The sequence below is a fragment of the Chryseobacterium lathyri genome (assembly GCF_003290185.1).
Classification (GTDB): domain Bacteria; phylum Bacteroidota; class Bacteroidia; order Flavobacteriales; family Weeksellaceae; genus Chryseobacterium; species Chryseobacterium lathyri.
Map to the genome: position 1 here is coordinate 157390 of NZ_QNFY01000002.1, position 12642 is coordinate 170031.

16 protein-coding genes are annotated in these 12642 nt (G+C 37.8%); 2 read left to right on the top strand and 14 right to left on the bottom strand.

All coding sequences use genetic code 11. The annotated features are described in order from the left end of the window. Nucleotides 1-294 precede the first annotated feature (294 nt). The 13 genes from DRF61_RS02945 to DRF61_RS03005 form a co-directional block, all read right to left on the bottom strand. Nucleotides 295-1041, bottom strand: coding sequence for a metallophosphoesterase family protein (locus tag DRF61_RS02945; protein ID WP_111953895.1), 747 nt, complete (start codon nucleotides 1039-1041; stop codon nucleotides 295-297). A 2-nt stretch (nucleotides 1042-1043) separates the two neighbouring features. Then, nucleotides 1044-1586: an RNA 2'-phosphotransferase gene (locus DRF61_RS02950; RefSeq protein ID WP_111953897.1), complete on the bottom strand. Its 543-nt coding sequence runs from the start codon at nucleotides 1584-1586 to the stop codon at nucleotides 1044-1046. A gap of 11 nt (nucleotides 1587-1597) precedes the next feature. Beyond that, nucleotides 1598-2539 (bottom strand): ADP-ribosylglycohydrolase family protein, encoded by a 942-nt coding sequence (locus DRF61_RS02955; RefSeq protein WP_111953899.1) that lies wholly within the window; start codon nucleotides 2537-2539, stop codon nucleotides 1598-1600. Further along, nucleotides 2539-3225, bottom strand: coding sequence for an SIR2 family NAD-dependent protein deacylase (locus DRF61_RS02960; protein WP_111953901.1), 687 nt, complete (start codon nucleotides 3223-3225; stop codon nucleotides 2539-2541). The genes DRF61_RS02955 and DRF61_RS02960 overlap by 1 nt, the downstream gene beginning before the upstream one ends. Nucleotides 3226-3272: 47 nt before the next feature. Continuing rightward, nucleotides 3273-3914: a DUF4291 domain-containing protein gene (locus DRF61_RS02965; protein ID WP_111953903.1), complete on the bottom strand. Its 642-nt coding sequence runs from the start codon at nucleotides 3912-3914 to the stop codon at nucleotides 3273-3275. After that, nucleotides 3911-4726 carry a TIGR02452 family protein gene (locus tag DRF61_RS02970; RefSeq protein WP_111953905.1) on the bottom strand — a complete coding sequence of 272 codons (816 nt, stop codon included), beginning with the start codon at nucleotides 4724-4726 and terminating at the stop codon, nucleotides 3911-3913. The genes DRF61_RS02965 and DRF61_RS02970 overlap by 4 nt, the downstream gene beginning before the upstream one ends. Then, complete coding sequence (locus tag DRF61_RS02975; RefSeq protein ID WP_111953907.1) at nucleotides 4723-5142, bottom strand: ADP-ribosylation/crystallin J1; 420 nt, start codon at nucleotides 5140-5142, stop codon at nucleotides 4723-4725. The genes DRF61_RS02970 and DRF61_RS02975 overlap by 4 nt, the downstream gene beginning before the upstream one ends. 13 nt (nucleotides 5143-5155) lie before the next feature. Continuing rightward, nucleotides 5156-5806 (bottom strand): DUF4291 domain-containing protein, encoded by a 651-nt coding sequence (locus DRF61_RS02980; RefSeq protein WP_202974493.1) that lies wholly within the window; start codon nucleotides 5804-5806, stop codon nucleotides 5156-5158. A gap of 8 nt (nucleotides 5807-5814) precedes the next feature. Then, a complete protein-coding gene (locus DRF61_RS02985; protein ID WP_111953909.1) occupies nucleotides 5815-6885 on the bottom strand; it encodes an adenylosuccinate synthetase in 1071 nt (356 codons plus the stop codon). Nucleotides 6886-6888: 3 nt separating this feature from the next. Beyond that, the gene (locus tag DRF61_RS02990; protein WP_111953911.1) at nucleotides 6889-7743 is read right to left on the bottom strand and encodes a hypothetical protein; all 855 of its coding nucleotides are present in this window, start codon (nucleotides 7741-7743) and stop codon (nucleotides 6889-6891) included. 2 nt (nucleotides 7744-7745) lie between these two features. After that, nucleotides 7746-8081, bottom strand: a complete 336-nt coding sequence (locus DRF61_RS02995; protein WP_111953913.1) for a hypothetical protein — start codon at nucleotides 8079-8081, stop codon at nucleotides 7746-7748. Between the two features lie 71 nt (nucleotides 8082-8152). Continuing rightward, entirely contained in the window at nucleotides 8153-8701 is a 549-nt protein-coding gene (locus DRF61_RS03000) for a prolyl hydroxylase family protein (protein ID WP_111953915.1), read from the bottom strand. Nucleotides 8702-8973: 272 nt separating this feature from the next. Next, on the bottom strand, nucleotides 8974-9651 hold the full coding sequence (locus tag DRF61_RS03005) for an NUDIX hydrolase (protein WP_111954392.1): 678 nt from the start codon (nucleotides 9649-9651) through the stop codon (nucleotides 8974-8976). Between the two features lie 140 nt (nucleotides 9652-9791). Here DRF61_RS03005 and DRF61_RS03010 point away from each other — a divergent pair, with 140 nt between their 5' ends. After that, a complete protein-coding gene (locus tag DRF61_RS03010; RefSeq protein WP_111953917.1) occupies nucleotides 9792-10424 on the top strand; it encodes a DUF1579 domain-containing protein in 633 nt (210 codons plus the stop codon). A 98-nt stretch (nucleotides 10425-10522) separates the two neighbouring features. Beyond that, nucleotides 10523-10732: a hypothetical protein gene (locus DRF61_RS03015; protein WP_111953919.1), complete on the top strand. Its 210-nt coding sequence runs from the start codon at nucleotides 10523-10525 to the stop codon at nucleotides 10730-10732. Between the two features lie 39 nt (nucleotides 10733-10771). Here DRF61_RS03015 and lepA read toward each other — a convergent pair whose 3' ends face one another. Continuing rightward, nucleotides 10772-12568: a translation elongation factor 4 gene (gene lepA, locus DRF61_RS03020; protein WP_111953921.1), complete on the bottom strand. Its 1797-nt coding sequence runs from the start codon at nucleotides 12566-12568 to the stop codon at nucleotides 10772-10774. Nucleotides 12569-12642 lie beyond the last annotated feature (74 nt).

Below are 12642 nucleotides of genomic sequence, written 5' to 3' on the forward strand. Positions count from 1 at the left end.
TCAAAATTACTTAATATGATTTGGGTGGGAAAGGGAAATTGTGGATTTATTGATGTCTGTTTTGTGATGTTGGATTATCACAAGGACGCTAGGGTTTTTGATCTTAGTGCTGTTTTAAGGCGCCAGAAAACCAAGGATTTTCGTTTGGTTATTCGTTATTTCAGAAAAAGATCTGTGATCTGCGGGAGAAAAAAAATTAATAGCCGGGGCGCTGTTATTAATAGAAACCTTATAGGTTTTAAAAACCTATAAGGTTGGTGGATGTTGAAAATTTGGGATGCTTTTTCATAAGGTTTACTTTCCTGCACTATCGTTATTTCTGCCTTTTTCATCCGGATATAAAGTAGGAAGCAGATCGCTCTGCCAGAATTCCTTGGTATTAACATCCATTATTGACAGGGAACCCGTGAAAGCTGCTCCGGTATCCATATTCCAGACATTGGCCTTATTGACAGGATGACTGATTCCTATGTCTAGTGTCGGTGTATGCCCTATAAATATCTCACTGTATAAAAGCAGTCTCTTCGGATAGAGTTCTGAATTTTTCGCTAATTTCTTATCCATTGCGACTGCCGTTTCCCACAAGGTTCTGTCCCAACGGTAATTGCTGGAATAGACTTCTTTTTCAGGTCCGTGCATAGAGGAATAGCCTGCATGAATAAACAGCCGGTTTTGATCATCTACATGATAGTTTTTCATCCTTTGAAAGAATTCCAGGTGTAAAGCCAGATCTTCCAATGAGTAGTCATTATAACTTTCTACAGTGCTTTTTCCTCCGTTGAATAACCATACATCCTGTCTTTCTCCGGTGGACATCCATTCCTCACACCAGGCATCGTGATTTCCTTTAATGAAGATGCATTCCTGCTTTTCGGAAAATTCCATGAGGAAACGGATAACCTGAGAAGATTCGCTCCAGCCGTCAACATAATCTCCCAGGAAAATAAGTCTATCTTCCTTTGTGATTTCCGCTCTTTCAAACACCTGTTTCAATGCTTTAAACCCTCCGTGGATATCACCAATAACTAATGTTCTGTCCATCTTTACTTTGAAATATATTTGGCATCCACAAAATCTGTCAGCCACACTCCGTTTGCCGAAAGATAAAACGGTATTCCGTCTTCATGCATGGTATTCGTTCTTATACTCAGAATCACAGGTTTTCCATGGCGCATTCCCACTTTTGCAGCTGTTTCCTTGTCTGAGCTTAAATGAACATGTTGGCGGCTCCTTTTATCAATTCCTTTTGCCAGAATAGAAGAAATATTGGTTTCTGCTGTTCCGTGATACAGAAAATCGGGTGGCTGTGCCGGTTTCAGGGCCAGATCTATATCAATGGAATGTCCCTGGCTGGCTCTGATCCTGGTTTTATCTTCATTAAAAGCAAAGCGTTTTTTATTATTGGTTTCCACCACTTCTTCCAGCTCTTCAAAACTGAAATGCATTCTGCCTTTTGCAGATTTTGTAATGAGTTCATCAACATCTGCCCATCCGTTTTCATCCAGTGTCAGCTGAATGGTCTCGGGCTGATGCCTCAGAATAAGGCTTAGAAATTTGCTTATTCTTTTGTTTTGTATTTCGTTCATGATTTTTGTCTTTAATTCATTAATTTTTTCTGAAGCTTTTCACATAAAACTTCAATATCTCCTTTTCTTACAAGTTCGGAAACCCATTCTTCCGGAATATTTTCAAATCCGTAGTAAATGCCTGCAATTCCTCCTGTGATGGCTCCGGTTGTATCGGTATCTTCTCCCAGGTTCACTGCTTTTAATACAGCTTCGGAATAAGTTTCAGAGTTGAGAAAACACCAAAGCGAGGCTTCTAAACTGTGGAGGACATAGCCGCCACTTTTGATCTCTTCTTCCGGATAGGTTGAAATATCATTTTTTAAAACTCTATAAAAAAGTCCTATCTCTTTAGGGTTAAAACCTTGAATTTCTGAATATTCCAAGGCCACCTTCTGCATATGCATATAAGCTTCTTTCCTTTTCTTTCCTTTGATTAGCTCAATGGCTAAAATAACATAAATGAAACATGCAAAAACAGAACGGAAATGCCCATGGGTAATCGCGGAAACCTCTTTTACCGTTTGATACAGTTTTTCGATATTTTCTTCATCTTTAAGATAAAAAGCTAAGGGAAGAATTCTCATCAAAGAACCATTCCCATTATCTTCCTCAAAAATATTTCCGGAAAACTTTGCACTTTCTCCTTTGATCAATCGTGCAATGGAGTGTCTTGTGGTTCCACCAATATCAAAAAGTCTTCCGTGAGCTGTCCAGTGTCCATATTTGTTCCATTTTACAAAGCTTTGTCCAATTTTTTCTAAATCATAGCCTTTCGTGAGCTCTTCTGCAAGACAAAGAGTTAACGAACTGTCATCACTCCATGTTCCTTTGGGCTGGTTCCATGACATAAATTCCAGATAACCCATAACGGGAAATCTTTTTAAATCCTCTCTTTTCTTAAATTCAACCGGAACCCCCAGCGCATCCCCAATGCACGCTCCAAAAATTCCGGCTTTTACCATATTTTCCATCAGGCAAGGTTTACCAGTTTATCAAATAGCAGCTGCATACCTCTTGTTGCGGATTCTTTCATCACTACGGCTCTTTGTCCATATCCGAATCCTGTTTCGTTAGGATTGATAACTACCAGCAGACAGTCATTTTTGATGTCATGGATCAGTCCGGCTGCCGGATACACCTGCAGAGATGTTCCTATAACGACCAAAATATCGGCCTCTTTTACCTTTTCCTGCGCAGTCTTGTGCAAAGGAACATCCTCCCCAAACCACACGATAAAAGGTCTTAACTGAGCTCCATCTTCTGCTTTGTCGCCAATTCGTATATCTCCTTTCTGTTCGTAGATCAGGTTTTTATTATTACAAGAGCAAGATTTGAACAATTCTCCGTGAATATGAAGAATATTGGTTGATCCGGCTCTTTCATGCAGATCATCTATATTTTGGGTAATGATCTGAACGTCAAAATGTTTTTCCAGTTCTGCGACCAATAGATGGGCTTCATTAGGTTCAACTTCATGAAGCTGTCTTCTTCTCTGGTTGTAAAATTCCAGAACCAACTCCCTGTCTTTTCTCCATCCTTCAGGACTTGCCACATCGGTTATATTATGATTTTCCCAGAGACCATCCCCGTCTCTGAATGTTTTTATTCCGCTTTCGGCGCTGATTCCTGCACCGCTTAATATGGTTAGTTTTTTCATTGTTTTAATCTAATAATTTTTTGTAAATCATTTCATTGTCATGGCAATTAGTTATGATTTAATCTTAGCTTTTCATTTAAACTTTTCTGATCGAATAACAGAGGCTTTTCTTCCGGAATAATCAGATTATCCAAATCATCCCTTAAAACAAACTGGTACTGCTCTTTTACAAAATCTGAAATATTTTCTATTAAAAGAATATCTTCCCGAGCAAAAGAACGGGTAAATTCATTTCTTAAACCTATTTGTATCGCTCTTCTCTCCAGCTTGTTTCCAAAAGGCTCATGATCCGGGTCCCATTGTAATCGTACAGAAGATTGTTTCACCTGATTCTGCCATTCTTCACGGGAAATTCCTAATTTATCATTATAAGTAGAATAGACTGCATTCTCCAGATACCTTTTAAAAGCAGACATTTTCAGATGAATCGCCAAAACATATTCTTGGCCTTCTTTATTTCCCCAGCCGTTTCGATACATCATCCAAAGGAAATTAGGTTTTATCCATGTCATCCTTTCCAGACTAAATCCTCCACCAAAATATTGATTTTCAAACGCAAAATCTCCAATTTCTTTTCGGTAAGATTGATAGACTATGATTTTATCTTCATCATATTGAGCCATGATGTGATATCCTTTTTGAGGCCAATCCTGTAGTTGTTCTTTATATTTTTTTAATTTAAGTTTCATGATATTGTTTCGAACAATTTCAGCATCTCTTCATTTTTAGTCAAGACTGCAAAAACCACTCTTTTAAATTTATTTTTATATTTCCCATGAAGATGCTTTTTAAATAACCCTGCAATCTCTTCTGGATCATTTCTGAAGACTCCACATCCCCAGGCTCCTAAAATTAGGGTTTCATTTGCATGATTCAGGGCCAAAGCAAGCATTTTATCCATTCTAATATCCATGGCATCACATATCTCATCTGCTCTTTCCGGTTCCTGCCGCTTTACCACTCCGGCATTGACCGCAGGAGAAGTAATAAAATTACACAAAACAGGTTTCGGTAATAATTCTCCTTTATCTTTTCTGAAAACAGGAACTTTAGGACTGTAAATCATCATGTCGGTATAAAAACAAGACTCCATTGCTCTGTGAATCTTATAATAATCTTCCGCCTGAAGCTGAGTTTCATACAATGCTGATGTTCTGGCCAGACTTTCTTCCTGCGCTTCAGCACCGTTGATAAATCCACCGCCCGGATTTTTGGCTGACGCAAAATTCAGACACATTAATTTTTTCTGATTTTCTTCATCTGCTAATTTTAATATTGCTTTCAAGGAACTGCAATTCCAAATTTCAATCTTTGTTTCAAAATCGACTTCCGGAAGTTCATTTTTTGCCATTTCAGCAAGTTCTTCGGGTGAAAATAAAACGGTTTCTTTTTTACAGATTTCAAGTTCTTTTTCTATCGTTATTTTTTCGTTTTCTTCGTTTATATAATATGTCTTGGCTAAGATCTCTAAGGTATCTTTTGCCATCCCTTTATTTGTCATGGTAATTTTTTAATATTTAATATCAGGCTTTCCAATTCAGGACTTGTCTCTTTTGTAAACTCGTCTCCTATGAATACTTTAATCACCTCAATATTCCCAACAATCACATCATTAAAGCTTTCCAGCTCTTCCGCCGGAACCCACAATTCATTATGGTTTCTCGCACCCACATTCTGAGCCGGATATTGATTCATGATTTCTTCCGGAACCTCGAATTTTGTAACAAATCCGAGATAATTTCCAGCTTCATCCCTTGTATTCCATTTTTCAGCAATTTCTGAAGCATAGCTTTCATCTAGTACAGGGTAAAATATAGGCTGCCATTCCAGTCTTGGTGGAAATTTTTTATATCCGCTTTCTACAATCAGGATCATTTCTTTTTCTCCTACCGGTCTGTAAAGACTTATTGTTTTCATTTCTTTTGTTTTTTTAAATACTTGCCCCTATTGTAAGAGCAAGCTCAGCCGGCAACGGATACAATTTTTCAATGGGTAACAGCTTTTTTGCCTTATCATATTCTCCCAACTTTGTAAGGTTTAAGATCTTTTTTACCAAAGGCGTATAATCTTCTATTTTAATGATCCATTCATTATTAAATTCTTCAATCAGGTACCGGCTGATTCCAACCTGAATAGAACGGTACGCCAGTTTGTTACCTTTAATATTCCTTTCCGGATCCCACTGCACATGGACTTCTGCTTTTTTAAATTCTTTTTCCCAGGTCCCCGGATTAGGATATATCCTTTTTTCGGGTGAAGTTAAAACCGCTTTACTCAATGCCTTTTCCCAGGCCTCTCTCTTAATATGGATGGCTAAAGTACATTCCTGTCCGGATTTTTGTCCGTAATTACTCCGTTCCATCATCCAGAGGAAAGAAGGTTTGATCCACGTCATCCTGTTGAATGAAAAAGGAGCAGAAAACTTCTGATTCATCACGGCAGATTTTGCAATCTGCTCATTGTATGACTGGTATATCACAATCGTATCTCTGCCGTAATCTGCTCTTATTTCAAATTCTTTCATCATTGTATTGTATTGTATTGTATTCGGCTCTGTTTTTATCACTAAATATAAAGCCATTATTTGGTTTATAAAATTTGTTTAAAGTCTTTTGAATATGGGGAATATGATCCGTAGACCTCATCAAATTTCACTTTTAAATTCTCTGTTTTAATTTGTTCATCTGTTTGATCAAGACACGTCACAATCAAGTTTTTTTTGCTTGCTGAAACATAAGCTCCATCCAAAAGAAGGGCATAATTCAGCAGATCATAATCCAGTTCTCCAAAACGGAGTTCCTTCTGATAATCATTAAAGACACATGTTTCCTCTTCATTATTTTTCAGCACCAATTCTTTTTCATTACTCATCCAGCCATTTCCGTGACGTGTGGAATAAATCCTTGTCACGTAATACATTTCAATATCCTCAATGTTCAACAGCTTGCAGATCTCAAAAGCATTTTTTGAAGTGGTATGGGCATAGGTTACATTGGGAAATACTCCGTGATCCATATCCAATAAAATTCCTTGGCTTCCCTCAAAAATTAAGTTTTCAAATGAATTCAGATAAGTATAATCATCTATTTTCCAATCGATCCGGTCTATGGCACCCAGAAAATCCTGAAGCGCTTTTTCCAGCTGATCCTCTTCCATAAAACCATAATAATAGGCTATTCCTTTTAACTTTTCGATCAGCATTCCTCTTGGAGCTATTAAATCCGCGGCAAATAGTTTGTAAGGACTTTCCTGTCTTTTCATCGTTGCTCCAATACCTTTTCCGCAGGTTCCGTGTTCCAGGTTTTTTACATTGGTTCTGTTTTGCCAGACATCAAACGGAGTGGTTACTTTTGCCAATGGGTGAATATGCAGTTCAATATTTCCGTTTTTCTCCAATAATTCCTTTCTTTCATTCAGTAAAAATACTGGATGAATCGTACAATGTTCTGTAAAATAAGAGGGCAGACCCCGAAGTGCTCCACTTGCAAAACTGGAATGGATATGTTTTTTATCCTCAATCATTACGGTATGTGCGGCCTGCTGGCCTCCGGAAAACCTGATGACCACAGACTCCGGGTTTTGCTGTGCCAGAAAATCAGTAGTGATCCCCTTTCCTTCATCACCAAAACCCAGACCTATTACTATTTGTGCCTTTTTCATGACTTAAAACATTTGAATATCATCAAAACCGTGTTTATCTGCAGATCTGAACGTTTTATTTTTAAATGTGTTACAGATAACTTCTTTAATTACATTCGGAATTTCTCTGTGATCGGCTATTGATAAACAGTTTTGTCCTAATAATTCCTTCCAGCCTCTATCTGCTCTCATAGCCTGATCAGAATGCAGAACATTAATGTGATACACTTCATATCTCTTTTTCGCTTCTTCCAGTAATTCGTGATGCGTATAAGTCTGCTGCCCTGTCCCCATAATTTCCCTGATTGCTGATGCCGGAAGCGTTTTTAAGCAAGGTTCGTCACCTACTGTAAACAAAATCCCTTTCTGATTTCTCTTTTCAAACGCATCGGTTCTCGTATGGAAAGCGGCAAAGTACCACGCCAACAGATAACTTTCTCCAGCATTTCCGCCACCTCCGGATTCAATATAAGTACGTGTCAGCCACATATCCAGCTCCTCATCTCCGGATTCAAACTGGCCAATCTGTAAAGGGTACGCGTCACATTCATGATCACCTATTCCCAGAAATAATAATGCCGGATCCGGAACGCCGCCCTGGATAATTCCGCCCATTAATTTTGGAAGTCCTTCTTTAATGAGCTCGTGCGGAATATGTCCCATACTGCCCGTTACATCCAGTCCCAAAATAATGGGAACAGAGTTCGGGTGCACTTCAGAATCTCTGGATTCTCTGAAAGAAACCCCTTTGGGATTCATAGATTCATGAGCCATTCTTTTGGCATTCTGAGTGAAAATTTCACCTGCGGATTTAGATCCGTAACCTTCTTTTCTTGCTCTGTCGAAACGAGCGTCCATATCGTATCTTGTACTTCCCATAATTAAAATGTTTTACCGAATAAATATTCAAATCTTTTTACTGCGATTTCTAACTGAATATTTAAATTTCTGAGGGTTAATGAATATTCTATATCTTTCTGAACAAATGCCTCGGGCTGAAAGTCTGCAAATGTGAGGCTGTTCCTGTCTAAAGGACTGATATCAATGAGGCCTTCTTGTTCTCTCTCCAGTCTCTTTATTTTCAGTTCTATATCCTCAACCCTGCGCCTGTAGATCAATTCGGAATCTGCCCCGATGGTGCGTGCACGGTCTTTTCTTATCTGGTCATTATTTCTCTGTAACGACTCTATGAATCTTGGTTTTAGTCCGCTTTCCATTTTTTATTTATTTTGTGTTGTTTTTACGCTAAAAGGAATAGGCATAGTAATGCATATCCTATTACAGATTGTCAGTTATTGGAATACATTACATCAGTTCTTAAAACATATTTCTGCCCGCTGATCAGGGTTTTCCCTTCGTGTCTCAGCGGATGGTAAAAAACCAGAGCAGATCCTTTCTTTGGGGCTACTGTGAACAAACTTTCAAATTCTGTTTCTCCTCCTTCAAAATCATCATTCAGATAGATTAGAAAAGTATAGAAACTTTTTTCATTTTCATTCCGGATGTAGCTTCCGTCCCGATGCATTTTGAATTGCTGCCCCGGAGAATATTTATAAACTCTGAACATTTCATTAAAATTCTGAAGCTTATAATTTTCATGTTCCTGAGGAAGAAATTCTGCTGCTTTTCTGAAAAGATCTTCTGCCAAATCGTTATCAAAAATCATCAGTCGGTCGTTATTCCTGATGCCTTTACTCATCATCTGGCGCCCATTCATATTGATCTTCGCTTCTTCAAATACTTTTCCCTGTGCCATAGCAATATATTCATCACACTCATCGGAGGTCAGGAAATCTTCAATTAGAAATATCTGCGGGTGAAGTTCTGTTTTTTCCATGATATTATTTTATGTTTGGTAATTGTGTTATTCTTACACAAATGTAAAACAATATAATTCTATGAACAAATTTATTTGTGTTATTTTAACGCTAAATATTTAACCTATTGATTATCAACATTAAAAATTAAATATTTTAAACACTAATGACACTAATGTTTTCACGAAATATAACAAAAATACATCAAACTAAAATTTAAGTTTAATTATTTTAAAATGGTAAACGATAAGCTTTTTATGTAAATTCGAACTTGATTCGTCTGAAGTAAAGATTATTTGAGTTCGAAATAGAAGCCTTCTTTTTCAAGTTCTTCATACTTCTCCTTATTGAAAGTAAAAAGTTTTCCGGGCCTGCCGCTGCCTTCTTTTTTAACATTATTGGTTTCGTTAAGCAGACCATAGCTCATGATCTTTTTGCGAAAATTTCTGCGGTCTATCTCACGCCCAACAATAGTTCTGTAAAGATTTTCAAGGTCAGAAAAAGGAAATTCTTCATTCAAGAGATTAAAGCCGATAGGCTGATACTGAAGCTTGGTACGGAGTCTGTTTAACGCAATATCAATAATGGATTTATGATCGAAGGCAAGTGATGGAAGTTTATTTACGCTGAACCACTGGGCATCTTCTGCATCAGAATCTGCAAACAGTTCATGATAGGATGGGTTGACAAGGCCTAAATAAGCCACAGAAACTACTCTATTCCGTGGATCGCGGCCAACGTTACCAAAAGTATAGAGTTGTTCCAAAAAATCGGGCTTTATGCCTGCTTCTTCGTGAAGTTCTCTTTTCACTGCATCATCCAGGTTTTCATCATCCAGAACAAGACCGCCCGGAAGCGCCCAGCCTCCTTTGAAAGGATCAATTTTTCTTTTGATCAAAAGAAGCTGAAGATCCTGCTTATCAAAGTATCCAAAAATAACGGCATCAACAGCCACTTTAATATCCTGAATTTTTTTTGAAGATCCCATAATTTTAATTTGCGTTACCAATACACAAAGGTAAGATTAATAAACGAAATCAAAAAAGAATTGACAGAATAATAAAATTAACTAACTTTATTTTATAATAACCCACTTAAAATTAACTGATTATGAAAAATCTATTGTTATTATTTTCAATAGTCTTTCTTTTGACCGCTTGTGAAAAAGGAAAGCCCGTAACTGAAAAAGGCTTAGCTAAAACAGATTCTGCAGAATGGAAACCTGTAGATTCTGCTGCTGCGACAAAAGCCTGGATGGACTACGCCACACCCGGTGAGATGCACAAAACGCTGGCATTATATGACGGAAACTGGACTGGAGCAACTACTTCCTGGATGGAGAAAGATTCAAAACCTGTAACCAGCCAATCTGAATGTACTAATAAAATGATCTTTGAAGGAAGATATCAGCACAGTACTTACAAAGGAAGCTTTATGGGAATGCCGTTTGAAGGAATGAGCATAATGGGCTACGACAACGCTAAGAAAAAGTTTGTAAGTACCTGGGTCGATAACATGGGAACGGGAATCATGCATGCGGAAGGAGACTGGAACCCTTCCAAGAAATCTATTGAACTTAAAGGTAAGATGACTGATCCGGCAAGACCTGGACAAGATTGTGATTTCAGAGAGGTTTACACATTTACGGATGCCAACAATCACACCATGGAAATGTATGGTCCTGATTCTAAGACAGGGAAAGAATATAAAACCATGGAAATAAAATTCACCAGAAAGAAATAAAAACAAGTGAAATCACCGCAGCGAAACAGTGATTTTCCTTATAAATTTCATGACAGATATGCTCAACTTTGGTATAGAAAATAAAAAATTATACCATCATGAAAACATTATTAAGAGCCTTTATCGTGGTCATTATTATCATAGGAGGAGTTTTGATCATTGTTGTAGGGAAAAAACCTTTCCCGGAACCTGAATGTCTCGTATGCGGGATCAATCTTGTAAGAACTTTGGGAATTGCTGAAGTCATCCTCGGCCTCGGTGCTTTGGTAATACAGGCCAACCTTATCGAAAAACAGCGAAATTTCTAAAAAAATAAAAGACCGGTAATTTTTACCGGTCTTTTTATATTAATCGTTTAGTTTTAATACAGCCATGAAAGCTGATTGCGGTACTTCTACTCTACCAATCTGCTTCATTTTCTTCTTACCTTCCTTCTGTTTTTCAAGAAGTTTACGTTTTCTGGAAATATCTCCTCCGTAACATTTTGCGGTTACGTCTTTTCTTAACGCTTTAATCGTCTCTCTTGCAATAACCTTTGCTCCCAGCGCTGCCTGAACCGCAATGTCAAACTGCTGTCTAGGAATCAGCTCACGAAGCTTTTCACACATCTTTTTACCGATATAATAAGCATTGCTATCGTGAATCAGTGAAGAAAGGGCGTCTACCATATCCCCATTGATCAGAATATCCATTTTAACCAATTTAGAGGAACGCATTCCTATTGGTGAATAATCGAATGACGCATATCCTTTGGAAATAGATTTCAGTCTGTCGTAAAAGTCAAAAACAACCTCTGCCAAAGGCATATTAAATGTTAATTCTACCCTGTCTGCCGTTAAATAACTTTGGTTGACAATCTCCCCTCTCTTTTCAATACAAAGCGTCATTACAGCACCCACAAAATCGGATTTAGTAATGATAGAAGCTTTTATATAAGGTTCTTCAACTCTATCTAAAAGATTGGGATCAATCATTTCTGATGGGTTGTTGATTAAAATTGCAGTTTCAGGATCTTTTTTAGAAAACCCGTGATATGAAACGTTGGGAACCGTAGTAATTACGTTCATATCAAACTCTCTCTCAAGACGTTCCTGTACGATTTCCATATGAAGCATTCCTAAGAATCCGCAACGGAAACCAAAACCAAGTGCTGCAGAACTTTCAGGTTCGAAAACCAAAGAAGCATCATTCAGTCTTAATTTTTCTAATGAAAATCTTAACTCCTCAAAATCTTCCGATTCAATAGGATAAATCCCTGCAAATACCATTGGCTTTACTTCTTCAAAACCGTCAATCGCAGCAGCGGCTGGGTTTACGAAAGAGGTAATGGTATCGCCTACTTTTACTTCTCTTGCATCTTTAATTCCGGAAATAATGTAGCCTACATCACCGCATTCAATAGTCTTTTTCGGAACCTGCTTTAGTTTTAATGTTCCTACTTCATCAGCACCATATTCTTTTCCCGTAGCGAAAAATTTGATTTTCTCGTTTTTAGAAATACTTCCGTTTACTACTTTGAAATAAGCCTCAATCCCTCTGAACGGGTTGTAAACGGAGTCAAAGATCAGTGCCTGTAACGGAGCATTCGGGTCTCCAACCGGGGCAGGAATTCTATTGACAATCTGTTCGAGCAAATCATGAACTCCCTCTCCTGTCTTTCCGGAAACTCTAAGGACATCTTCATATTTACAGCCCAAAAGTCCCATAATTTCATCGGTTACTTCTTCAGGGTTTGCTGACGGAAGATCTATTTTATTAAGAATTGGAATAATTTCCAAATCATTTTCTAATGCCAAATAAAGATTACTGATGGTCTGAGCCTGAATACTCTGTGCCGCATCTACTATAAGAAGGGCACCTTCGCAGGCAGCAATAGAACGGGAAACTTCATAAGAAAAGTCTACGTGTCCCGGGGTATCAATAAGATTTAAGATATATTTTTCTCCTTTATACTCATAATCCATCTGGATCGCGTGAGACTTGATCGTAATCCCGCGTTCTTTCTCCAAATCCATATCATCCAGCGTCTGAGACTGTAATTCTCTTTGGGTAACAGTATTGGTATATTCCAATAGTCTATCCGCCAAAGTACTTTTACCGTGGTCGATATGAGCGATTATGCAAAAATTTCGTATGTTTTTCATTTAAGAACCTTGTAATTTGCAAAGATAAAAAAATGCAGGAGAAATTCATTTTTAATTTTTAGTCGCCTCTCTAT

Coding starts and splice junctions, on each gene's coding strand:
- DRF61_RS02985 (WP_111953909.1), bottom strand. CDS start 6,885: ATGAAAAAGGCACAAATAGTAATAGGTCTGGGTTTTGGTGATGAAGGA.
- DRF61_RS02955 (WP_111953899.1), bottom strand. CDS start 2,539: ATGGAAAATATGGTAAAAGCCGGAATTTTTGGAGCGTGCATTGGGGAT.
- DRF61_RS03000 (WP_111953915.1), bottom strand. CDS start 8,701: ATGGAAAAAACAGAACTTCACCCGCAGATATTTCTAATTGAAGATTTC.
- DRF61_RS02945 (WP_111953895.1), bottom strand. CDS start 1,041: ATGGACAGAACATTAGTTATTGGTGATATCCACGGAGGGTTTAAAGCA.
- DRF61_RS02990 (WP_111953911.1), bottom strand. CDS start 7,743: ATGGGAAGTACAAGATACGATATGGACGCTCGTTTCGACAGAGCAAGA.
- DRF61_RS02960 (WP_111953901.1), bottom strand. CDS start 3,225: ATGAAAAAACTAACCATATTAAGCGGTGCAGGAATCAGCGCCGAAAGC.
- DRF61_RS02995 (WP_111953913.1), bottom strand. CDS start 8,081: ATGGAAAGCGGACTAAAACCAAGATTCATAGAGTCGTTACAGAGAAAT.
- DRF61_RS02970 (WP_111953905.1), bottom strand. CDS start 4,726: ATGACAAATAAAGGGATGGCAAAAGATACCTTAGAGATCTTAGCCAAG.
- lepA (WP_111953921.1), bottom strand. CDS start 12,568: ATGAAAAACATACGAAATTTTTGCATAATCGCTCATATCGACCACGGT.
- DRF61_RS02975 (WP_111953907.1), bottom strand. CDS start 5,142: ATGAAAACAATAAGTCTTTACAGACCGGTAGGAGAAAAAGAAATGATC.
- DRF61_RS02950 (WP_111953897.1), bottom strand. CDS start 1,586: ATGAACGAAATACAAAACAAAAGAATAAGCAAATTTCTAAGCCTTATT.
- DRF61_RS02965 (WP_111953903.1), bottom strand. CDS start 3,914: ATGAAACTTAAATTAAAAAAATATAAAGAACAACTACAGGATTGGCCT.
- DRF61_RS03015 (WP_111953919.1), top strand. CDS start 10,523: ATGAAAACATTATTAAGAGCCTTTATCGTGGTCATTATTATCATAGGA.
- DRF61_RS02980 (WP_202974493.1), bottom strand. CDS start 5,806: ATGGCTTTATATTTAGTGATAAAAACAGAGCCGAATACAATACAATAC.
- DRF61_RS03010 (WP_111953917.1), top strand. CDS start 9,792: ATGAAAAATCTATTGTTATTATTTTCAATAGTCTTTCTTTTGACCGCT.